Origin of the sequence: Pantoea cypripedii (genome assembly GCF_002095535.1) — a bacterium.
Taxonomy (GTDB): Bacteria; Pseudomonadota; Gammaproteobacteria; order Enterobacterales; family Enterobacteriaceae; genus Pantoea; species Pantoea cypripedii.
In genome coordinates, this window is sequence record NZ_MLJI01000001.1 from 223,564 (window position 1) to 246,604 (window position 23,041).

Sequence of the window (23,041 nt, forward strand, 5' to 3'; positions counted from 1 at the left end):
AAAAGCTTTGCCGGAAATCCGGCAAAGCTTTTTTATCAATTAATTAAACCGTCCATCGCGATCTGACGTCATATCATACAGCTGATATTTACGACCCAGCATCTGGCCGCCATCACGCGTCAGCGGTACCCAGTTCACCTGCGCACGGCCGCGTGTTGGCGTGACGGTAAACAGGTCCATCGGGATCGAGATATAGAAGCCTTTGGTGAAGCTGCCTTCGCCATACTCTTCCGACGAGACGTTGGTTTTGGTGGCATAGAAACCGACGATCACGCCGCTGTCGAATTGCTTCGACATATCCAGCGTCACACCTTTATCCTTCGCCAGATACTGGCCCACGCTCGCTTTCACCAGCACGTTCTGCATAAACCACGGACGCCAGTAAGCGGTCAGATTACCAACCGGCGCTTTGTAGTCGGTGAACTGCATCATGTTGTCCCAGTCACGCTGCTTGACGTAGTTGGCATCGACGCCAATCGCCCAGTTACTGTCCACCGGACGATACAACACTTCGCCACCTACGCCGCCGTACATGGTTTCCAGATAACCACCGTACACCTGGCCATAGAAGTCATTGCCGAGGTAGCGCATGTAGTTGGCCTGCAAGTCATTCACATACACGTTGTTCTCAACGTACTGGCGAATATGGGTACGCACGCGCGGCAGGGCGGAATTGGCCGTCAGGCCGTTGTAGTTAAACTTGTCGTAGTTATTGGCGAGGTTACCGAACAGGCTGCCACTCACCAGCAGGTGATCCGTCAGCTGGTAATCGACGTTACCCATCACGCCCAGCTGGTACATGTAGAAGCTTTCCGGTCCACCCACTGACTGATTCAGCACCGGCGACAGGCTGTAATTCAGGCGATCTCTGCGGATGAAATATCCCTGCTCGGTTGAGCCGGGATCGACCGGATTGATACGTGTCTGCTGCAACGGCTGTTCGTGGCCCAGTGGGTAGCCGGAGAGATCGTTTTTCAGGCTGGCGACATCGGTCCGCGTGGTCACCTGCGGCATATTGAAGCGCGACTCAGTCACATCAATGGTATTGATGCCTTCAGGCAGGTTATTGACGATGATGCGGTTAGCCCGATCGACACCTTCGCGCGTATCACGGTATTTGGTCTGCTCGCCAGAGACATACAGGGTATCGCCTTTGGTCTGAATCTTCGGACCATCAAGACCGGCATTGTATTTCAGGTCGGTCAGCTGGTTGGCGACCACCGTGGACTGCAACAGGTCGCCCTGCGGCTGCGGATTGTAAGCCGGTTTGGCGCTGTCGATATGCGGCTGGCGTAAATCGTCAAAGTTAGTGCGCAGCGTAAAGCCAAACATAAAGGTATTGCCGCGTTCGTAACTGGCGTTGATGTCTGCCCAGTCAGTGAGGCGATAAATCGCGCCAACGTTAACCTTGCTGTTTTGCTCCAGACGGCCCGCGAAATCGTCCTGATAATTGTTGCCTTCATATTCGACTTTCAGACGCAGCGGCTGCCACGGCGTTTGATACTCGATACCACCGAACAGCGCTGCCGGGCCGTGGAACATCTGGGAACCGTTAATCGACCCCGCCGTGCCGCCGCCGTTAGTACGGGTACAGAAGCTATCGCTGTAGGAACAGAACGGGTTTTTGATGGTGCCGCTGTTGCCGAGATAACCCCAGCCGATGCCGAAGGTGAAATCGAACGGCCCCCAGGCTTTGGTGCCCACCAGATATTCGCTGTCGAACAGGCCGGTACCGCCCAAATCGCGTGCACCGAATGACACTTCCGGCAGCCAGTAGCTTTCCTGCCACAGGCGCAGTTTCAGGTCGAAGGCTTTGTCTTTATAACTCTGGTCACCACTGAAGCTTTCCGAGGAACTGTAGCGACGGGTACGTACGTCGGTATAACGCACGGTGGTCTCCAGCCACGGGAACAGTTGCAGTGACGCGGAATAGTAGCGGTATTGATCGTTATTACGATAGTTAAGGCTGAACTCGCCATCACGGGACATACGCGCGGTAGGAACCTGCATCAGGCCCGCGCCGCCGAAGTCAGATTGTGACGGGCCAATCGGATCGTCATAGGTTGCCGCATGAGCATCACAGGCAGCGGAAACAGCCACAGCCAGCAGGCTGAGAAGTAATTGTTTTTTCATCAGTCTGGGATCCGGTGAGTCAGAACAGAAATCATGCGGTCATTCAGGTCGCTCTGGCCCCATGGCAGGCTCCAGGACGAGAAGCCGAGCCAGATAATGCTGCCCGGTTCTACCTCCACATGGCGCTGATTCCAGTAAGCAATGGGCACCTGCCGGGTCTGGCCGGATGGCGCAATGACCGTGGCAAAACTGCGGTCACCACCGGAAAGACGATCGTGGTCGTCAAGATAGTCACGCACCGTACGGCCCGGCTGCCAGAGCACTTTGCCGGGATTTTCCAGTGCGCCGAGTACCAGCACCTGAGTGGGCGGTGCCAGCGTGTAAAGGTCATAATTGCCCAGCAGGCTACGATTGGCTCCCGGGCGCAGGCGTACCCAGTCGGGGTCGAGCGGGGTAAATTGACGGCCTGTCACCGGCATCGCGGATAATTGCTGGATGACGGCACCAATTGCCGCCGCGCGGTCACCGCTGTTATCTGCCTGCCAGGCGCGCAAATCCGCCAGCAGTTGTTGCTGCTGCTGTTTCGCCACCGCCGTTGCGCCGCGTTCGGCAATGACCGTACCGGGCCACCAGGTGTGGATCGCCGGGTTAGTCACCAGTTGGCTGAGGTTTTGTGCATGATCGATCTGTAAAGTCGCGCGATTTTGCCCTTCGTGGACGATAACCTGGCTATCGGCCAGCGCGTTGCCCGCAGTGAACAGCGCCAGTCCCGCCAGCAAAGACGTTATTTTTTTCATGATTTCGCCGGTTTCAGAATGGTGGTTTCAATCGGGAATTCGCCAGCAGCCAGCATCTGGTTCGCCTGGACTACCGTGCCATCGCGGTTATCAATCCAGAAGGTGTTTTGCCACTCGCGTCCAATGCTGTCGATGCGTACGGTTTCGTGCCATACCCGGCAGGCTACGCTCTGTCCGGCAATCGTCAGCACCGTGTCGTCGCCACGCTGGAATTGCGAGACGGCGGTGGCGGCACGCGGTTTATCCTGCTCAGACCATTGCACGACACGCGTCCAGCTGGCTCCGTTTTGCAGATGCAGCGCGTCCGCCAGCGGGTCCTGCGCCAGATTGCTGACGTTCAACAGGTTGTCGGTCAGACCCACGGTTTTCACCAGACGACCATGCTGGAGTGCCAGCATCGCTTTATCCTGAGTGACCCATTTTTGCTGGCCATTTTCGTTGTAACCCAGCACCACAAAGATGCGTGGGCCTTCATTAATGCGGGCATAGAGGCTGGCGTAAGGCAGGTTTGCCACCTGCTCATTGGTCACCGTGACATCATCCGGCCCTTTAATGGCGAGCATGACGGTCTGTTCCAGACCTTTCTGGGTTTGTGTGCAGGCCTGTAGCAGCAGGCAGAGAAGCAGCAAAGGAAGTCGGCGCACTGTGTGTCCCTGATTAAATCGCATCAAAGCAAAAAATAACCACACGGCTGTGTGGTTATGTTTAAAGGTGCTACATCAACGAGTGGTACTCGTTGTGGTCGTGGTTGTTGTACCGGTATTTGCACCGTCACCACCGCCAGAAGCGGCAATGCCGAGACCTACCAACGCACCGAGAGCCCCGATACCCACAGCGGTGGACGCACCAGCGGACATTGCTCCCGCCTGCGCGCCTGCTGCAGCACCGGTTTCTTCCGGTGCGGCAATCGCAGCGGAAGAAACGGCAACGTAAAGTAAGGCTGCACCGGCAACCATAAGTTTTTTCATAACAACGTGTCCTGCATTTAAATGAATGAAGGATGTATACCCGTCATAGTTCAGGTTTCAGGTGCGTTAACCGCCCGCATGGCTGCAATCTGAATTATTTGGGGTATGCCCTTAACGGGCGCGTTCAGTATAGGGCAACAAATTACCAGAGTTCAGCGCGAGGGGAAGAGGACGAAAATTACACATGTTGCTGGTGATAAATAATGCAAATCAGCGATAGCTGCTTTTTTTAATTGCGCTTTTTATCAGGACTGGAATAACTACATAGTTGTGGCTGATTCGGCAGAATTTTTCACTTTTGCATTAAATATTGGTACGGAATCGGAATATTCAGAATTCCCTTAACATGAGTAAATAAAAAAAATCTATTTATCATGGTGATAGCTAATAATTTTGTGGGGAATAGATCCATTCAATTTAGAAATTGTGGGTAAATGTGCGATAAATCTTCGGATTAAGCCTAGATCATTTTAAGAATTATCTAACCATTGGCTGTCGATTAAATAACGAAATCTCCCGATTTATTGCATATTTGTCATAAAAAAAGGCAGCCATAAGGCCGCCTTATTACAAAATGGGTAAAAATTAACGCCAGGATTTATAGCGATTAATTAAACCATTGGTGGAACTGTCGTGGCTGGCAATTTTCGCGTCATTTTCCAGTTCTGGCAAAATACGGTTTGCCAGTTGTTTGCCCAGCTCAACACCCCACTGATCAAAGGTGAAGATATTCAGGATGGCACCCTGGGTGAAGATTTTGTGTTCATATAACGCAATCAACGTACCGAGGCTGAATGGGGTAATCTCACGCAGCAGGATAGAGTTGGTTGGGCGGTTACCTTCGAACACTTTGAACGGCACGATGTGGGCGACAGAGGCGGCAGACTTACCAGCATCGGTAAATTCTTTCTCCACCACGTCACGCGCTTTACCAAACGCCAGGGCTTCAGTCTGTGCGAAGAAGTTCGACAGCAGCTTCTGATGGTGATCCGCCAGCGCGTTATGGGTTTGTGCCGGAGCGATAAAGTCACACGGAATCAGTTTGGTGCCCTGATGAATCAGCTGGTAGAACGCATGCTGACCATTGGTGCCTGGCTCACCCCAGATGATTGGGCCAGTCTGGTAATCCACGGCGTTACCGTCGCGATCGACATATTTACCGTTGGATTCCATGTTGCCCTGCTGGAAGTAGGCAGCAAAACGATGCATGTACTGATCGTACGGCAGAATCGCTTCGGTCTCGGCACCAAAGAAGTTGTTGTACCAGATACCGATTAGCGCCAGCAGCACCGGCAGGTTCTGCTCGGCAGGCGTGGTGGCGAAGTGTTGGTCCATGGCGTGCGCGCCGCTCAGCAGCTGCTCGAAATTCTCGAAGCCGATGGACAGAATGATGGACAGGCCGATCGCTGACCACAGGGAATAACGACCCCCCACCCAGTCCCAGAATTCGAACATGTTAGCGGTGTCGATACCGAACTCGCCCACCGCTTTGCCGTTGGTGGAGAGCGCAGCAAAGTGTTTCGCCACATGCTGCTGGTCACCTGCGGTTTTCAGGAACCAGTCACGCGCGCTATGGGCGTTGGTCATGGTTTCCTGGGTGGTGAAGGTTTTGGAGGCCACGAGGAACAGCGTGGTTTCCGGGCTGAGGTCCTTCAGCGTTTCAGCAATATGCGTGCCATCCACGTTGGAGACAAAATGCATATTCAGGTGGTTTTTATAGGGACGCAGCGCTTCGGTCACCATGAACGGACCCAGGTCAGAGCCACCGATACCGATGTTAACCACATCGGTAATGGCTTTGCCGGTATAACCTTTCCACTCACCGCTGATGATACGCTCGGAGAAGCCTTTCATCTTCGCCAGCACCGCATTCACTTCCGGCATCACATCTTTGCCATCGACCACAATCGGCGTGTTGCTGCGGTTACGCAGGGCAACGTGCAGCACGGCACGATCTTCGGTGCGGTTGATTTTCTCACCGGAGAACATCGATTTGATGGCACCCGCCAGATCGGTTTCTTTTGCCAGCGCCTGCAGTTTGTCGAGGGTTTCCTGGGTAATACGGTTTTTTGAGAAATCCACCAACATCTGATCGTCGAAGGTGGCAGAGAATTTCGCAAAACGATCGGCATCCTGGGCGAACAGGTCGGCGATCTGCACCGATTTCATCTGGTCAAAATGCTGCTGCAGCGCTTTCCAGGCAGCGGTTTGTGTCGGATTGATATTTTTCATGGCAACACTCTTGTTGAAATAAAAAGAACTGTCATTCCATCCGGGCGCATCCAGCTGGCCCGGCTTGCTTAGCATTCTGGCGGCGGTTGAAGCGGCCGCAACGGGTTTCAGTATGACCACAGTTGCTACTGAAAGGAAAAAAATTGTGCCCTCCGCGAGCCGCTGACTGATGGCATCGACGGTGGTTGCTGCGATTGTTCTTAGGCATTTTCAGGAAAATCCGCCACGGATACCCTGTGCCGCATCAGCAAAAGGGCGGGTTGTTGGCAACCAGCCACTACTTTAGGCGTGAGTTTCGCCTGCTGTTTGTTCTGCGATGCTCACGGCAGGCAGCGAAAGTGAAAAATCCTCAAACATCAGGCGTTGACAGCGGAACAATTAACCGATATTTATGTGCGCGCTACTTACGCCCCAGGGCGTAAGCCAGAAGAGGCGCGTCGCCCAGGCAGTGTGTTGGAGGAACCGTATCCGGGGATAACACATCAGGGGGTGCGACGCCGAGGTGGGGCAACACGCGGCGTGTTGTGCTGTCGGCTGCAGGGGCTGAATCCTCTGGGTTGTCACCAGAAACGTCCACAGTCGGACGTTTCGCAAGGTGAAGCGCTTCTGGGTGACTCGTCTCATGATCTTGTCTGCCCATTTCTGCTCTTCTCTTGTGCCAAGGCTGATAGAATGTCTTCCGTCCCAATAAAGCGGGAGAAAGATAACCTGACACGAGGTTCGTTACATGTCTCAAACTCTGATCGTGGCGAAATTTGGCGGCACCAGCGTTGCCGATTTTGCTGCCATGAACCGCAGCGCCGATGTGGTGCTGTCCAATGCCAACACCCGCCTGGTGGTGCTTTCCGCCTCAGCAGGTGTCACCAATCTGCTGGTATCCCTTTCTGAAGGCCAGGAACAGGCGCAACGTGCGTACCTGCTGGATGAAATTCGCCGTATTCAATATGCCATCATCGATTGTCTGCAAGCGCCGGATGTGATCCGCGATGAGATTGATCGCATGCTGGAAAACATCACCATGCTGTCCGAAGCGGCGGCACTGGCAACGTCGAATGCGCTCACTGATGAACTGGTCAGCCACGGCGAGTTGATGTCTACGCTGCTGTTCGTGGAAATTCTGCGCGAGCGTAAGGTCAATGCCGAATGGTTTGATGTGCGTAAAGTGATGCGTACCAGTGACCGTTTTGGCCGTGCTGAGCCAGACGTTGCGGTACTGAAAGAACAATCTGCTGCGCTGCTGCAACCGCGCACCGAGCAGGCGCTGGTGATCACCCAAGGCTTTATTGGCAGCGAAAGCAAAGGCCGCACCACCACGCTGGGCCGTGGCGGCAGCGACTATACGGCGGCGCTGCTGGGCGAAGCCTTGCAGGCGGCGCGTATCGATATCTGGACTGACGTGCCGGGTATCTACACCACCGACCCGCGTGTGGTACCTGCGGCGAAACGCATCGATGAAATCACGTTCGAAGAAGCGGCAGAAATGGCCACCTTTGGTGCCAAAGTGCTGCATCCGGCGACGCTGCTGCCCGCAGTACGCAGTGATATCCCGGTGTTTGTCGGCTCCAGTAAGGATCCGGCCGCTGGCGGCACGCGTGTCTGCAACGAGACGCAAGACCCGCCGCTGTTCCGGGCGCTGGCACTGCGTCGTAAGCAAACCCTGCTGACGTTACACAGCCTGAACATGCTGCACGCGCGCGGTTTCCTCGCGGAAGTGTTCGCCATTCTGGCGCGGCACAGTATCTCCGTTGATCTGATCACCACCTCCGAAGTGAGCGTGGCGTTGACGCTGGATACTACCGGTTCCACCTCAACCGGTGACAGCCTGCTGACGCAGGCGCTGCTGACTGAACTCTCCTCCCTGTGCCGTGTGGAAGTGGAAGAGAACCTCGCGCTGGTGGCGATTATCGGTAACAGCCTGTCGAAAGCCTGTGGCGTCGGCAAAGAGGTGTTTGGTGTGCTGGAACCGTTTAACCTGCGCATGATTTGCTACGGTGCCAGCAGCTATAACCTGTGCTTCCTGGTGCCGGGCGGCGATGCGGAAGAAGTGGTGCGCACCCTGCATATGAATCTGTTTGGTTGCTAAAACCGAGTGGGTAGCGGCGCGATTGATCGCGCCGCACCCATTGCAGGCTGTATGAATCCCCGCCTTTTTCCGAAAAATGCAGAGTAATTTCGGCTAATTCCCGCGCTTCGGTAGCAGCCGATCCGCATTTTCCCTGCATCCTCACATCCAGCCTTACGTCACGATAACGAAATGTTATGATCCCGCGTCCGTCGTGGCAGCCGTTTCCTGCACGACGCTTTATCTGTGGCAACACTCCGTAATGACATAATAAAACCTGCATAAGGAAGTTCGTCCATGCTCGGCAAAATTACCCGCCTGTTCCCGCTGTGGGCTGTGCTGCTCTCCGTCGCGGCCTATTATTCACCGTCTACCTTCCTTGGCATTGGCCCGTGGGTGACGTATCTGCTGATGCTGATTATGTTTGGCATGGGCGTGACGCTAAATATCAATGATTTCAAACGCGTGCTGGTGCGTCCGGCTCCGGTTATTGCCGGGACTTTCCTGCATTATCTGGTGATGCCGCTGGCGGCCTGGGGTCTGGCGAAGTTATTCCAGATGCCGCCGGACCTGGCGGCGGGCATGATTCTGGTGGGCAGCGTTGCCAGTGGCACCGCGTCTAACGTGATGATTTATCTGGCGAAGGGTGATGTGGCTTTGTCCGTGACCATCTCCTCGGTCTCGGCGCTGGTGGGCGTATTTGCCACGCCGCTGCTGACGCGTTTCTATGTCGATACCCATATTCAGGTGGATGTGATCGGCATGCTGCTCAGTATCGTTAAAATCGTGGTGGTCCCGATTGGGCTGGGCCTGATTATCCATCACTCGATGAACAGCGTGGTACGTCGCGTCGAACCTTATCTGCCGGCGTTCTCCATGGTGTGTATTCTGCTGATCATCAGCGCGGTGGTGGCGGGCAGCCAGGGCTTTATCGGCTCAGTCGGCCTGGTGGTGATCGCTGCGGTGATTATGCACAACGCCATTGGTTTGCTGGGTGGCTACTGGGGTGGCAAGCTGTTTGGCTTTGACGAATCCACCTGCCGTACCCTGGCGCTGGAAGTGGGGATGCAAAACTCCGGTCTGGCGGCAACGCTGGGCAAACTCTACTTCTCGCCGCTGGCCGCGCTGCCTGGCGCGCTGTTCTCGGTATGGCATAACCTGTCGGGTTCGCTGCTGGCCGGTTACTGGTCAGGCAAACCCATCAAGAAGAAGTAAAAGATATCCAAACCGTCACGGCGCGACTTATCGCGCCGTTACAACTTCAGGTAAGCACGAATCCCATCCAGAAACATCTGCGTTGCCAGCATAATCAAAATCAACCCCATCAGACGTTCCAGCGCATTCACGCCTTTATCCCCCAGCAGACGCAGAAACAACCCGGACAGCAGCAAAATTACCACCGTGACGCCCCAGGCAATCATCAGCGCGCCCACCAGATGCAGCATTTGGTTGGGATATTGATGCGACAACAGCATCAGCGTCGCCAGCAGTGACGGCCCGGCAACCAGCGGAATTGCCAGCGGCACCAGAAACGGTTCTTCCCCGGCGGGCAAGCCGGTACTGCTGCTCTCCGCTGACGGGAAAATCATGCGAATGGCGATCAGAAACAAAATGATGCCGCCGGAAATCGATACCGTTTCCGTGCGCAGATTAAGAAAAAGCAGAATTCGCTCACCGGCGAATAAAAACAGCAGCATCAGTACCAGCGCAATCAGCATCTCGCGAATCAGCACCACCCGCCGCCGTTTGGGTTCCAGGTGCTTCAAAACCGACATAAATATCGGCAGGTTGCCCAGCGGGTCCATGATCAGCAGCAATAATATGGTGGCGGAAATCATTTCAGTCATTTGTGTTTAAGCATCTCTTTGCGGCGCAAAGCGCCGTTATTAGTTGCGCTGCTGAAAAACTTAGCGCAATCGAATTAATTCACTTGCCAGAAGTGCAGCATTTTGTAGAGTTGGAGGTCATAGGTAAACCTGATTATTACGCAGACCAGCGGGTTAATCCCGCAGGTTTTTTCCCTCGCACCAGACAGGGCCTCTGAAGAAGCGCCCGAGACGGACAGAAAATGAAGAATGTAGGTTTTATTGGTTGGCGTGGTATGGTCGGCTCCGTGCTGATGTCCCGCATGAGCGAAGAACGTGATTTTGATGTGATCAATCCGGTCTTCTTCTCCACTTCGCAACTTGGCCAGGCGGCACCGACCTTCGGTGGTAAGTCGACCGGCGCGTTGCAGGATGCTTTTGATATTGATGCGCTGAAGGCGCTCGATATTATTATCACCTGCCAGGGTGGCGATTATACCAGTGAAGTCTATCCGAAGCTGCGCGCCAGCGGCTGGCAGGGTTACTGGATTGACGCCGCTTCGACGCTGCGCATGAAAGATGACGCCATCATTATTCTCGATCCGGTCAACCATCAGGTGATTCGCCAGGGCCTCGACAGCGGTATCAAAACCTTTGTTGGCGGTAACTGCACCGTAAGCCTGATGCTGATGTCACTTGGCGGCCTGTTCGCGAATGATCTGGTGGAGTGGACCTCCGTGGCGACGTATCAGGCGGCTTCCGGCGGCGGTGCGCGTCATATGCGTGAGCTGCTGACCCAGATGGGTATGCTGCACGATCACGTGGCGAAATCATTGCAGAACCCGGCCTCGGCTATCCTCGAAATCGAGCGTAGCGTGACCGACTTCACCCGTTCCGGCACCCTGCCGACCGATAACTTCGGCGTACCGCTGGCGGGCAGCCTGATTCCGTGGATCGACAAACAGCTGGAAAACGGCCAGAGCCGCGAAGAGTGGAAAGGCCAGGCCGAGACCAACAAAATCCTCGGCAGCCAGAAAGTGATCCCGGTGGATGGCCTGTGCGTACGCGTGGGTGCACTGCGTTGCCACAGCCAGGCGTTTACGCTGAAGCTGAAAAAAGATGTGCCGCTGGCTGAAATTGAACAGCTGCTGGCTGCGCACAACGAATGGGTGAAAGTGGTGCCGAACGATCGTGACATCACCATGCGTGAACTGACCCCTGCGGCAGTCACCGGCACTCTGGCGACCCCGGTGGGTCGTCTGCGTAAGCTGAACATGGGGCCGGAATATCTCTCGGCCTTCACCGTCGGTGACCAGCTGTTATGGGGCGCGGCTGAACCGCTGCGCCGTATGCTGCGTCTGCTGGTGGACTAAGCGTAACGCGAGAATGGTGGCCGGGGATTTACCCGGCCTTTTTATGTTTTCAGGCTGCAACACTTAACCTAAATTACGCCTGACAAGTGATCGACTTCCCCTTTTTGCTCACCCGAAAATAATTTTTTGCGATCCTCCCTGGCTTCTGCCAGCCCCAAGCTATGATTTAACAATGATGTGCCGGTAGTTGGTTGTTTTGCTTTCCGTACTGAATGGTTGTTGTACATAGCAAAGATTTTTTCCACGGACGGTATCCTTCCTTGCTGTGTACTCATGGCTCAATGATGAGCAGCGCATCTGATAAGGCTTAATGTCTGACGCAGTTCGCCTGCCAAATGTCACAGGAAGAAATCATGTCAGAGCTTCCCGATCGCCAGGCGATCAATGCCCTGTTTGCGGGTAATTATTCCGATCCGTTTTCTCTACTGGGGATGCACCAGACTGCAGAAGGTCTGGAGGTGCGGGCTTTACTGCCTGATGCATCAGAGGTGTGGGTGATAGAAACCAACACCGGACGTAAATGCGCCCAGCTTGAATGTCTCGACTCACGTGGTTTCTTTTGTGGTGTGATCCCGCGCCGTAAAAATCTGTTTCGCTATCAGCTAGCGGTGAACTGGCATGGTCAGCAGAATCTGATCGACGATGCCTATCGCTTTGGTCCGCTGCTGGAAGAAATGGATGCCTGGCTACTGGCGGAAGGCACCCATTTACGACCCTATGAAACGCTGGGTGCCCACGGCACCACCATTGATGGTGTCAGCGGTACGCGTTTTTCCGTCTGGGCGCCGAATGCCCGGCGCGTCTCGGTGGTCGGTGAATTTAACTACTGGGATGGCCGTCGCCATCCGATGCGTTTCCGACGCGAACTGGGTATCTGGGAGCTGTTTGTTCCGGGAGCGTTTAACGGGCAGCTGTATAAATTCGAGATCATCGATGCCTTTGGCCAGATGCGTATCAAAGCCGATCCCTTCGCGTTTGAGGCCCAGATGCGCCCGCAGACGGCCTCGATGATCTGCGGTCTGCCGCCGAAAACCGAGATGACGCCGGAACGTAAAGCGGCGAATGGTTTCGATGCGCCGATTTCGATTTACGAAGTGCACCTCGGTTCCTGGCGACGCCATACCGAGAATAACTTCTGGCTAAGTTACAAAGAGTTGTCGGAACAGCTGATTCCTTATGTCAAAGAGATGGGGTTTACCCATATTGAATTGCTGCCGATTAACGAACATCCGTTTGATGGCAGCTGGGGGTATCAGCCACTCGGCATGTATGCACCCACCCGCCGTTTTGGCACGCGTGACGAGTTCCGCCAGTTTATTGCCAGCGCCCATGCGGCAGGCATCAACGTGCTGCTGGACTGGGTGCCAGGCCACTTCCCCAGCGATGACTTCGGTCTGGCGAAGTTTGATGGCACCGAACTGTACGAACACAGCGACCCGCGTGAAGGCTACCATCAGGACTGGAACACCCTGATCTACAACTTTGGCCGCCGTGAAGTGAGCAATTTCCTGTCCGGGAATGCGCTGTACTGGCTGGAACGCTTTGGCATTGACGGGTTGCGGGTCGATGCGGTGGCATCGATGATTTATCGCGATTACAGCCGCGCTGAAGGCGAGTGGATCCCCAATCAATACGGTGGTCGTGATAACCTTGAGGCCATCTCCTTCCTGCGTTACACCAACCGTATCCTCGGGCGCGCGGCACCCGGCAGTATCACGGTAGCGGAAGAGTCCACCGACTACCCTGGCGTATCCAGGCCACCGGAAGCCGGGGGGCTTGGCTTCTGGTTCAAGTGGAACCTCGGCTGGATGCACGACACGCTGGATTACATGAAGCATGACCCGGTGCACCGACGCTACCATCACAACCTGATGACCTTCGGCATGCTGTACAACTACACCGAAAACTTCGTGCTGCCGCTGTCCCATGATGAAGTGGTGCATGGCAAACGTTCCATTTTGGATCGTATGCCGGGTGATCCCTGGCAGAAGTTTGCCAACCTGCGCGCCTACTACGGCTGGATGTGGGCGTTCCCCGGTAAGAAGCTGTTGTTTATGGGCGGTGAATTTGCTCAGGGCAAAGAGTGGAACCATGACACCAGCCTCGATTGGCATCTGCTGGAAGGGGCGGATAACTGGCACCACGGCGTACAGCGGCTGGTACGCGATCTCAACCATACCTATCGCCACTACACGCCGCTGCATCAGCTCGATTTTGATGCGCAGGGTTTTGAATGGCTGGTGGTGGACGATCATGAGAACTCGGTGTTTGCCTTTGCGCGGCGCGATCGTGAGGGCAATGAAGTTATCGTGGTCAGTAACTTCACCCCGGTGCCCCGTCTCCACTATCGCTTTGGTGTGAATCAGGCCGGTAGCTGGCGCGAAGTGCTGAATACCGACCAGCATGACTATCATGGCAGCGACCTGCGTAATCATCAGGTGCATACCGACGACATTGAGAGCCATGGGCGTTCGCAATCCCTCAGTTTATCCCTGCCGCCGCTGGCGACGGTCTGGCTGGTGCGGGAGGGAGAATAATGCTGGAAAGCGGGCAGCCCGCACCGCTGGGCGCGAACTATGATGGTCACGGCGTCAACTTCACGCTGTTTTCCCGCCATGCGGAAAAAGTGGAGCTGTGCCTGTTTGACCATCATGGAGTGGAACGACGCTTCCCATTGCCGCAGCGCAGCGGCGATATCTGGCATGGTTACTTTCCCGGTCTGAAACCGGGGCAGCGTTACGGCTATCGTGTGCATGGCCCGTGGGTACCCGCGCAGGGACATCGTTTTAACCCGGCGAAGCTACTGGTGGATCCCTGTGCCAGAGCGGTGGTCGGTGATGTGCCGGACGATCCGCGTTTTTTCAACGGCAGTACCACGCCGGACAAGCAGGATAATGCGGCCATCGCGCCAAAATCGCTGGTGATCGCCGAAGATTTTGACTGGGATGAAGACCAGCCGCTGCGCACCCCCTGGGGCAAAACGGTGATTTATGAAGCGCATGTCCGCGGGTTAACCAAGCAACATCCGGAAATTCCGGAAAGATTGCGCGGGACTTATGCGGCGCTGGGGCATCCTGTTATGGTTAAGCACCTGCGCCATCTTGGCATCACGGCACTGGAACTGATGCCGATTGCTCATTTTGCCAGTGAACCGCGTCTGCTGCGGCTGGGGCTGAGTAATTACTGGGGCTATAACCCGGTGGCGCTGTGGGCGGTCGATCCGCGCTATGCCTCGGGTGAAGATGGCCTGACGCCGTTGCAGGAATTTCAGCAGGCAGTAAAACGGCTGCATGCGGCGGGTATCGAGGTGATTCTCGACGTGGTGTTTAACCACACCGCCGAGCTGGATGAAATCGGCCCGGTGATCGCGATGCGTGGCATCGACAACGCCAGTTATTACTGGCTTAACGGGCAGGGCGAGTACCAGAACTGGACCGGCTGTGGCAACACGCTCAATCTCAGCGATGTTCAGGTGATGGAATGGGTGCTGGAAGGGCTGCGCCACTGGGTGCGAGACTGCCACATTGACGGCTTCCGTTTCGATCTGGCCTCGGTGCTGGGGCGCACGCCGGAATTCCGTCAGGATGCGCCGTTGTTTGCGGCCATTAAAGCCTGCCCGATTTTGTCCAAAGTGAAACTGATTGCCGAACCCTGGGATGTCGGTCCCGGCGGTTATCAGGTCGGCAATTATCCGCCAGCGTTTGCCGAGTGGAACGATCACTTTCGTGATACGGCACGACGCTACTGGCTGCTCGGTGAGCTAAACAACGGTGATTTTGCCCGGCGTTTTGCCGCCTCCAGCGACGTTTTCCAGCATGCGGCACGTCTGCCGCACGCCAGTCTCAATCTGATCACTGCCCATGACGGCTTTACGCTGCGTGATGCGGTGAGTTTCAACCATAAACACAATCAGGCTAACGGCGAAGACAATCGCGACGGCAACAGCAGCAACTTCAGCAATAACCACGGTCATGAAGGGCTGCATGTCAGTTTCGATATTGTCGAGCGGCGGCGGCTCAGCGTGCATGCGTTGCTGACGACGCTGTTGCTGGCGCAGGGCACGCCGATGCTGCTGGCCGGTGACGAACGCGGTCACAGCCAGCATGGCAACAACAATGCGTATTGTCAGGACAACCCGCTGACCTGGCTGGACTGGCAACAGGATGATTCAGGACTGATCGACTTCACTGCCGCGTTAATCCATCTGCGCCAGCGCATTCCCGCGCTAACCGCAGATCGCTGGTGGCAGGAAGGCGATGGCAACGTGCAGTGGTTCAATGCCAGCGGCAAACCACTGGAGGATGAGGAATGGGGACAGGGGGCGCACAGAATGCAGATCCTGCTCTCCAGCCGCTGGTTAATAACAATTAACGCCACGGATACGGTGAGTGACCTCGCCTTACCAGACGGAGAGTGGCGCGCCATTCCTCCATTCGCCGGGGAAGATAACCCCATTTTGACAACTGTCTGGCACGGGCCCGCACACGGTGTGTGTGTGTTCCAAAAGCGATCATAAGGAGTCAGACATGGTTAATTTAGAGAGAACAGATCATCTGATGCTGGCACGCCAGCTCCCTACACAGACGGTGGCCCTGATCCTTGCCGGGGGCCGTGGTACTCGCCTGAAGGACCTGACAGCCAAACGCGCCAAACCTGCGGTGCACTTTGGCGGGAAGTTCCGCATCATCGACTTTGCGCTGTCCAATTGCCTCAACTCTGGCATCCGGCGCATTGGCGTGATTACGCAATATCAGTCACATACGCTGGTGCAGCATATCCAGCGTGGCTGGTCGATTTTCAACGAAGAGATGAACGAATTTGTCGATTTGCTGCCCGCACAACAGCGATTATCTACCGATCACTGGTATCGCGGCACGGCGGATGCGGTAACGCAGAACCTCGACATTATTCGCCGTTATAACGCGCAGTACATCGTGATCCTCGCCGGGGATCATATCTACAAAATGGATTACTCACGCATGCTGCTGGATCATGTGGATCGGGGGGCTAAATGCACCATCGCCTGCATGCCAGTGCCGCTGGAGGAAGCCACGGCGTTTGGCGTGATGGCGGTTGATGCCGAGAACAACGTCGTCGATTTTGTGGAAAAACCCCCCGTTCCCCCGTCAATGCCCGGCGATGACAGCAAGGCACTGGCCAGCATGGGGATTTATGTGTTTGACGCGGATTATCTCTACCAGCTGCTGGAAGAAGACGCGCAGATACCCGACTCCAATCACGATTTCGGTAAAGATTTGCTGCCGAAAATCGTGGCCAGGGGCGAGGGCTACGCGCACTCCTTCACCTTGTCCTGCGTGCAGAGTGACGAATCTGCCGAACCCTACTGGCGCGATGTCGGAACGCTCGAAGCCTACTGGCGTGCCAATCTGGATTTAGCTTCCGTCACACCGGAACTGGACATGTATGACCATACCTGGCCGATCCGCACCCACATGGAACCGTTACCGCCAGCGAAGTTCGTTCAGGACCGCTCTGGCAGTCACGGTATGACGATGAATTCGCTGGTTTCCGGCGGCTGCATTATCTCCGGTTCCGTGGTGGTGAATTCGGTGCTGTTCCCGCGCGTACGCGTCAATTCGTTTTGCAATATCGATTCTTCGGTGCTGCTGCCTGATGTGGTGGTTGGTCGATCCTGCCGTCTGCGCCGCTGCGTGATTGATCGCGCCTGCGTGTTGCCAGAAGGCATTGTGATTGGCGAAAACCCGGACGAAGACAGCCGCCGATTTTACCGTTCAGAAGAGGGCATCGTTCTGGTGACGCGCACCATGTTAGCCAGGCTGGCGGGTGCCGTAGGCAGATAACGAAAAAGCACACAGACAATCGACGCGTGGAGCGCGGGCGATAACACAAAAGGGGTCCAGGATGCAGGTTTTACATGTCTGTTCAGAACTTTTCCCGCTTTTGAAAACTGGCGGGTTGGCTGATGTTGTCGGCGCATTACCGCAGGCACAGATTGCCGGTGGTACGGATACGCGGGTACTGCTTCCCGCGTATCCTGACCTGCGTAAAGGGATTCCGGATACGGAAATTGTGGCGGAACTGCCCACCTTTGCCGGGTTTGTTCGTTTACTTTATGGACATTTCAACGGTGTTGGCATTTATTTAATTGATGCGCCGGGATTGTATGAACGCCCCGGCAGTCCGTACCACGACGAATCACAGTTCGCCTATGTCGATAACTATCTGCGTTTTGCGCTGCTCGGCTGGATGGGTTGTGAACTGGCTTGTGGGCTGGATACCTTCTGGCGGCCCGATATCGTGCATGCGCATGACTGGCATGCTGGCTTAACCTGCGCCTATCTGGAAGCGCGTGGCCGTCCGGCGAAGTCGGTGTTTACCGTGCACAACCTGGCTTATCAGGGGTTGTTCTCGGCCAATCATCTGGAACAGATTCAGCTGCCGCGTGCATTTTTCAATATGCACGGGCTGGAGTTTTACGGCCAGATTTCTTACCTCAAGGCTGGCCTGTTTTATGCCGATCATATTACTGCTGTCAGCCCGACTTATGCGCTGGAGATCACCCGGCCGGAGTTTGGTTACGGCATGGAAGCGCTGCTGGCACAGCGCCTGCGCGAAGGGCGATTGAGCGGCGTGCTTAACGGCGTCGATCCGGCAATCTGGGACCCGGCGCATGATCTGTTGCTGACCGCGCGTTACAACCGCGACACGTTAGAGAGCAAGGCCGAAAACAAACGTCAGCTGCAAATTGCCATGGGGCTGAAGGTGGATGACAAAGTGCCGGTATTTTGCGTCATCAGCCGCCTGACCCGGCAAAAAGGCCTGGATCTGGTGCTGGAAGCGTTACCCGGTTTGCTGGCGCAGGGCGGTCAGCTGGTGTTGCTCGGCCAGGGTGATGCAGAGTTGCAGCAGGGATTTCTGGCGGCAGCGGCGGAGCATCCTGGTAGCGTCGGCGTGCAGATTGGTTATCACGAAGCGTTCTCGCACCGTATCGTCGGTGGGGCGGATGTGATTCTGGTGCCAAGCCGTTTTGAACCCTGTGGTCTGACACAACTTTATGGTTTGAAATACGGCACGCTGCCCCTGGTACGTCGTACCGGCGGGCTGGCCGATACGGTGAATGACAGTTCGCTGGAAAACCTGGCTGATGGCATCGCCAGTGGCTTCAGCTTCGAAGACAGTAATGCCTGGTCGCTGTTGCGAGCGATCCGGCGCGCATTTGTACTGTGGTCCCGTCCTTCCCTGTGGCGCTTTGTTCAGCGTCAGGCGATGGGGATGGATTTTAGTTGGCAGGTGGCAGCACAAGCCTACCGCGATCTTTATCAACGTTTGCTGTAATGAGAGATTGGGATACTTGATATGAACGCACCTTTCACCTATGCCTCACCCACCCTGACGGTTGATGCGCTGAAGCACTCGATAGCCTATAAGCTGATGTTCACCATCGGCAAAGACCCTTCCATCGCCAATAAACACGAATGGCTCAACGCCTCGTTGCTGGCAGTCCGCGATCGTATGGTGGAGCGCTGGCTGCGTTCCAGCCGTGCGCAGCTGTCGCAGGATGTCCGCCAGGTGTATTACCTGTCGATGGAATTTCTGATGGGACGTACGCTGGGCAACGCCTTGCTGGCAATGGGGATTTATGACGATCTCAACCAGGCGCTGGATGAGATGGGGCTGGATCTCAGCGAACTGATGGAAGAAGAGAATGACCCAGGCCTGGGCAACGGTGGCCTCGGACGTTTGGCGGCCTGCTTCCTCGACTCGCTCGCCACGCTGGGCCTGCCGGGACGAGGTTACGGCATCCGCTACGATTACGGCATGTTTAAGCAGAATATCGTTGACGGGCAGCAGCGTGAATCGCCGGATTACTGGCTGGAATACGGTAACCCATGGGAATTTCAGCGCTTTAATACCCGCTACAAAGTGCGTTTCGGTGGCCGCCTGCAACACGAAGGCAGCCGGGTACGCTGGATCGAAACCGAAGAGATCCTGGCGATTGCCTACGATCAGATCGTGCCCGGTTACGATACCGATGCCACCAACACCTTGCGGCTCTGGGGCGCGCAGGCGAGTAACGAGATCAACCTCGGTAAATTTAACCAGGGGGATTACTTCGCCGCGGTGGAGGATAAAAACCACTCGGAAAACGTGTCGCGGGTACTGTATCCCGATGACTCAACCTACTCTGGCCGCGAACTGCGTTTGCGTCAGGAGTATTTCCTCGTCTCCTCAACGGTCCAGGATATCCTCCATCGTCACTGGCAAATGCACCAGACCTGGGACAATCTGGCGGACAAAATCGCGATTCACCTCAACGATACCCACCCGGTGCTGGCGATTCCCGAACTGATGCGGTTGTTGATCGACGAACAGAAATTCAGCTGGGATGATGCGTTTGAAGTGACTTGCCAGGTGTTCTCCTACACCAACCACACGCTGATGACGGAAGCGCTGGAAACCTGGCCGGTGGATATGATCGGCAAGATCCTGCCGCGTCATCTCAGCATCATCTTTGAAATCAATGACTACTTCCTGAAAACCATTCAGGAATATTACCCGGATGATTGGGATCTGATGTCGCGCATCTCGATCATTGATGAGAACAATGGCCGCCAGGTACGTATGGCATGGCTGGCGGTGGTGGTCAGCCATAAGGTCAACGGGGTTTCGGAGTTGCACTCCACTTTGATGGTGCAGTCGCTGTTTGCCGATTTTGCCAAACTGTTCCCGGGCCGGTTCTGTAATAAAACCAATGGCGTCACCCCGCGTCGCTGGCTGGCACTGGCCAACCCGGCGCTTTCTGAGGTGCTGGATGAGGCGATTGGCCGTACCTGGCGCACCGATCTCAGCCAGCTCAGCGAGCTTACGCCACAGATTGATTTCCCGGCGTTTATCGAACAAATCGCCGATGCCAAATTTGCCAACAAAAAACGGCTTGCCGATTGGGTGGCGAAAAACCTCGATATCGTGCTCGACCCGCACGCGCTGTTTGATGTGCAAATCAAACGTATCCATGAATACAAACGTCAGCTGCTGAATGTGCTGCACGTCATCACGCGTTATAACCGTATCAAGGCCGATCCCACTGCGGAATGGGTGCCGCGCGTCAATATCTTCGCCGGTAAAGCCGCGTCGGCGTATTACATGGCGAAGCACATCATCCATCTGATCAACGATGTCGCGAAGGTGATCAACAACGATCCCGATGTGAAGAACAAGCTGAAAGTGGTGTTTATTCCGAACTACGGCGTCAGCCTGGCGCAGATCATTATCCCGGCGGCGGATCTCTCCGAGCAGATCTCCACGGCGGGTACGGAAGCCTCGGGTACCAGCAACATGAAATTCGCGCTGAACGGGGCGTTAACCATCGGCACGCTGGATGGTGCGAACGTTGAGATGCGGGAACATGTGGGTGAGGAAAATATCTTTATCTTCGGCAACACCACGCCGCAAGTGGAGAAGCTGCGTCGTGACGGTTATAACCCGCGTAAATATTACGAAGAGGATGCCGAACTGCATCAGGCGCTGACGCAAATCGCCAGCGGTGTGTTCAGCCCACAGGAGCCAGGCCGCTACCGCAATTTGTTTGATGCGCTGGTTAACTTCGGCGATCACTACCAACTGCTGGCGGATTATCGCAGCTATGTTGATACCCAGGATAAGGTGGATAAGTTGTATCGTCATCCCGACGAGTGGCAACGGCGTGCGGCGCTGAATATCGCCAATATGGGCTATTTCTCGGCGGACCGGACCATTCAGGAGTATGCCGATGAGATCTGGCATATTTCGGCGGTAAGGTTGTAACAAGGTTGCGGCGCGATAAATCGCGCCGCGACAGGGTTTATTTCAGGGTGATGCTTTTCACGATGCTGTCTGCATCGCTTTGCGCCTGCTGCTGGTTATCCGCAGGCAGGGTGATTTGGATGGTCAGCAATTTGTCATCCACTTTCGCCATAATCACTGACGACCAGGAGGTCTGGTGATTGGCAGAAATCACCGTATCCAGCTGCTGAGCAGGCTGTCCGCTCAGCGTCACCGCTTTGTCCGACACCACCTGCAACTGTGGGTCGCGGCTGCGCTGCTGCTGTTCCAGACGCTGTGACAGCGTATCCAGCGCGTCGGTAGTCGGGTCACCGGCAATCACGATAATGGCACGAGCGCCGGTTTGATCGGCATACACATGCATATTGGCCGATTCTGAACCGAGTTTACCGCTCTTATCAGACATGCCCGCTGGCAGGGTAAAGCTCAGTTTGCCATCCAGCAGATTAACCGTTTGGCTTGACTGGCTGGCGCTGGCGCCATTGTCAGCCGCTGCTGCGTCATCTTTCTTCTGGTCACAGGCCGCGAGGCCAAGCACCAGCAGGCTAATGCCCGCATATTTCACTAAGTTACGCATTCCTATCCCTTTCACAAGATTCCAGTCGGATGTTATCAAATCGAAATCGGCGGCTAAAAGCAACCGCCGGTTTGTCAGGAAATCTTAGCGGGCAGCAGAGGATCGTACTACGTGCAATTAGCCGAAATTGAGCTGACGCTGGGCCGAACGTTCCGCCAGACGCTTTAACGCCGCATTGAGCAACACGCCATAGGCCGGCAGGAAGAAAATCATGCAGATCATCACTTTGAAGCTGTAATCCACCAGCGCGATTTCCACCCAGTGCTGAGCCATAAACGGATCCGGGCTTTTATAGAAAGCGATAAAGAAAAAGGCCAGCGTATCGCTGATATTGCCCAGGAACATCGCTGCCGCTGGCGCAATCCACCATTGTGGCAGGCGGCGCAGACGGTTAAAGACGTGCACATCCAGAATCTGCCCCAGCGCGTAGGCCATAAAGCTGGCGCTGGCGATACGCGCCACGAACAGGTTCACCTGCTCCAGCGCCGCCCAGCCTTGCCACTCGCCCTGATAAAACACGCAGGAGACGACATAAGAGATCACCAGCGCCGGGACCATCACCGCCAGGATAATACGACGGGCCAGCGGCGCGCCGAAAATGCGCACGGTCAGATCGGTGGCGAGGAAAATAAACGGGAAGCTGAAGGCACCCCAGGTGGTCTGGAAGCCAAAAATGGCCACCGGCAATTGCACCAGGTAGTTACTGGAGGTAATCACCAGCAGGTGGAATAGCGATAGCCAGAACAGCGCAAACATGCGCTGACGCGGAGAAAAAGCGATCATATTAAGCCTTTTTAGTGTTGGGGTGAGGGAACCCAGTTTCATACCCGTCATATTTCAAGCTGCCGCTGCGTTGGCTGCACTTGCTCACCCCAGTCACTTACTTGTGTAAGCTCCTGGAGATTCTCAAGTTTGCCGCCTTGCTGCAACTCGAAATATTTAGGGTATAACGTTAAATATGGTTAATAAAAAACGGCGGCATCTTATCGCGTTGTGCGATTTATGCAATGGTTAATATTAACGCAACCGTTATCGTCTTGCGCTGGTCATCGGGCGCGCTAGAATGAGCGGCCTTACTTGTTAGCAGACAGAGAATCATGAGCGATCTTTTTCCCGAGCCGGACCATACCCTCGATGCCCTTGGCCTGCGTTGCCCGGAGCCGGTGATGATGGTGCGCAAAACGGTGCGTCAGATGCAGGCGGGTGAAACCCTGCTGATTATCGCTGACGATCCGGCCACTACGCGTGATATTCCCGGCTTTTGCCGTTTTATGGAACATACCCTGCTGGCGCAGCAAACGGAAACCCTGCCGTATCAATATCTTATAAAAAAAGGAACGGATGCCTGAT

18 protein-coding genes and 1 riboswitch are annotated in these 23,041 nt (G+C 55.3%); of the genes, 9 read left to right on the forward strand and 9 right to left on the reverse strand.

Translation table 11 applies throughout. The features are described 5' to 3' along the window. Positions 1-39 precede the first annotated feature (39 nt). The 5 genes from HA50_RS00970 to pgi form a co-directional block, all read right to left on the reverse strand. Entirely contained in the window at positions 40-2,133 is a 2,094-nt protein-coding gene (locus tag HA50_RS00970) for a YjbH domain-containing protein (RefSeq protein ID WP_084871775.1), read from the reverse strand. Next, entirely contained in the window at positions 2,133-2,870 is a 738-nt protein-coding gene (locus HA50_RS00975) for a capsule biosynthesis GfcC family protein (RefSeq protein ID WP_084871776.1), read from the reverse strand. The genes HA50_RS00970 and HA50_RS00975 overlap by 1 nt, the downstream gene beginning before the upstream one ends. Continuing rightward, positions 2,867-3,514, reverse strand: coding sequence for a YjbF family lipoprotein (locus tag HA50_RS00980; protein WP_084871777.1), 648 nt, complete (start codon positions 3,512-3,514; stop codon positions 2,867-2,869). The genes HA50_RS00975 and HA50_RS00980 overlap by 4 nt, the downstream gene beginning before the upstream one ends. Positions 3,515-3,589: 75 nt before the next feature. Further along, positions 3,590-3,838, reverse strand: coding sequence for an exopolysaccharide production protein YjbE (gene yjbE / locus HA50_RS00985; RefSeq protein WP_084871778.1), 249 nt, complete (start codon positions 3,836-3,838; stop codon positions 3,590-3,592). 585 nt (positions 3,839-4,423) lie between these two features. Continuing rightward, positions 4,424-6,070, reverse strand: coding sequence for a glucose-6-phosphate isomerase (gene pgi / locus HA50_RS00990; protein WP_084878271.1), 1,647 nt, complete (start codon positions 6,068-6,070; stop codon positions 4,424-4,426). Between the two features lie 419 nt (positions 6,071-6,489). Beyond that, positions 6,490-6,684: riboswitch (Lysine riboswitch) on the forward strand. Positions 6,685-6,797: 113 nt separating this feature from the next. On the opposite strand from pgi, the gene lysC reads away from it, so the two are divergent. Both lysC and panS read left to right on the forward strand, forming a co-directional pair. Continuing rightward, entirely contained in the window at positions 6,798-8,153 is a 1,356-nt protein-coding gene (lysC, locus tag HA50_RS00995; RefSeq protein WP_084871779.1) for a lysine-sensitive aspartokinase 3, read from the forward strand. A gap of 276 nt (positions 8,154-8,429) precedes the next feature. Next, the gene (gene panS, locus HA50_RS01000; protein WP_084871780.1) at positions 8,430-9,347 is read left to right on the forward strand and encodes a ketopantoate/pantoate/pantothenate transporter PanS; all 918 of its coding nucleotides are present in this window, start codon (positions 8,430-8,432) and stop codon (positions 9,345-9,347) included. Between the two features lie 38 nt (positions 9,348-9,385). On the opposite strand, the gene HA50_RS01005 is transcribed toward panS, so the two are convergent. Beyond that, on the reverse strand, positions 9,386-9,979 hold the full coding sequence (locus tag HA50_RS01005) for a YhgN family NAAT transporter (protein WP_084871781.1): 594 nt from the start codon (positions 9,977-9,979) through the stop codon (positions 9,386-9,388). Between the two features lie 221 nt (positions 9,980-10,200). Between HA50_RS01005 and asd the strand changes: the two genes are divergently transcribed. Then, the gene (gene asd, locus HA50_RS01015; RefSeq protein ID WP_084871783.1) at positions 10,201-11,310 is read left to right on the forward strand and encodes an aspartate-semialdehyde dehydrogenase; all 1,110 of its coding nucleotides are present in this window, start codon (positions 10,201-10,203) and stop codon (positions 11,308-11,310) included. A gap of 68 nt (positions 11,311-11,378) precedes the next feature. Here asd and HA50_RS31360 read toward each other — a convergent pair whose 3' ends face one another. Then, positions 11,379-11,555: a hypothetical protein gene (locus HA50_RS31360; RefSeq protein WP_158087391.1), complete on the reverse strand. Its 177-nt coding sequence runs from the start codon at positions 11,553-11,555 to the stop codon at positions 11,379-11,381. A gap of 108 nt (positions 11,556-11,663) precedes the next feature. On the opposite strand from HA50_RS31360, the gene glgB reads away from it, so the two are divergent. The 5 genes from glgB to glgP all read left to right on the forward strand — a co-directional run bounded on the left by glgB (position 11,664) and on the right by glgP (position 21,096). Then, positions 11,664-13,847, forward strand: a complete 2,184-nt coding sequence (gene glgB / locus HA50_RS01020) for a 1,4-alpha-glucan branching enzyme (protein ID WP_084871784.1) — start codon at positions 11,664-11,666, stop codon at positions 13,845-13,847. After that, the gene (gene glgX, locus HA50_RS01025; protein ID WP_084871785.1) at positions 13,847-15,826 is read left to right on the forward strand and encodes a glycogen debranching protein GlgX; all 1,980 of its coding nucleotides are present in this window, start codon (positions 13,847-13,849) and stop codon (positions 15,824-15,826) included. Before glgB ends, glgX begins: the two co-directional genes overlap by 1 nt. A gap of 10 nt (positions 15,827-15,836) precedes the next feature. Next, entirely contained in the window at positions 15,837-17,132 is a 1,296-nt protein-coding gene (gene glgC, locus HA50_RS01030; RefSeq protein WP_084871786.1) for a glucose-1-phosphate adenylyltransferase, read from the forward strand. A 61-nt stretch (positions 17,133-17,193) separates the two neighbouring features. Then, positions 17,194-18,627: a glycogen synthase GlgA gene (glgA, locus tag HA50_RS01035; protein WP_084871787.1), complete on the forward strand. Its 1,434-nt coding sequence runs from the start codon at positions 17,194-17,196 to the stop codon at positions 18,625-18,627. A 21-nt stretch (positions 18,628-18,648) separates the two neighbouring features. Continuing rightward, entirely contained in the window at positions 18,649-21,096 is a 2,448-nt protein-coding gene (gene glgP / locus HA50_RS01040; RefSeq protein WP_084871788.1) for a glycogen phosphorylase, read from the forward strand. Between the two features lie 37 nt (positions 21,097-21,133). Here the strand turns inward: glgP and HA50_RS01045 are convergent, their stop codons facing one another. Next, complete coding sequence (locus tag HA50_RS01045; protein WP_084871789.1) at positions 21,134-21,691, reverse strand: DcrB family lipoprotein; 558 nt, start codon at positions 21,689-21,691, stop codon at positions 21,134-21,136. 117 nt (positions 21,692-21,808) lie between these two features. Beyond that, positions 21,809-22,474 carry a 7-cyano-7-deazaguanine/7-aminomethyl-7-deazaguanine transporter gene (locus HA50_RS01050; protein ID WP_084871790.1) on the reverse strand — a complete coding sequence of 222 codons (666 nt, stop codon included), beginning with the start codon at positions 22,472-22,474 and terminating at the stop codon, positions 21,809-21,811. A 314-nt stretch (positions 22,475-22,788) separates the two neighbouring features. Between HA50_RS01050 and tusA the strand changes: the two genes are divergently transcribed. Beyond that, positions 22,789-23,040, forward strand: coding sequence for a sulfurtransferase TusA (gene tusA, locus HA50_RS01055; protein ID WP_084871791.1), 252 nt, complete (start codon positions 22,789-22,791; stop codon positions 23,038-23,040). The last annotated feature ends 1 nt before the right edge of the window (position 23,041 follow it).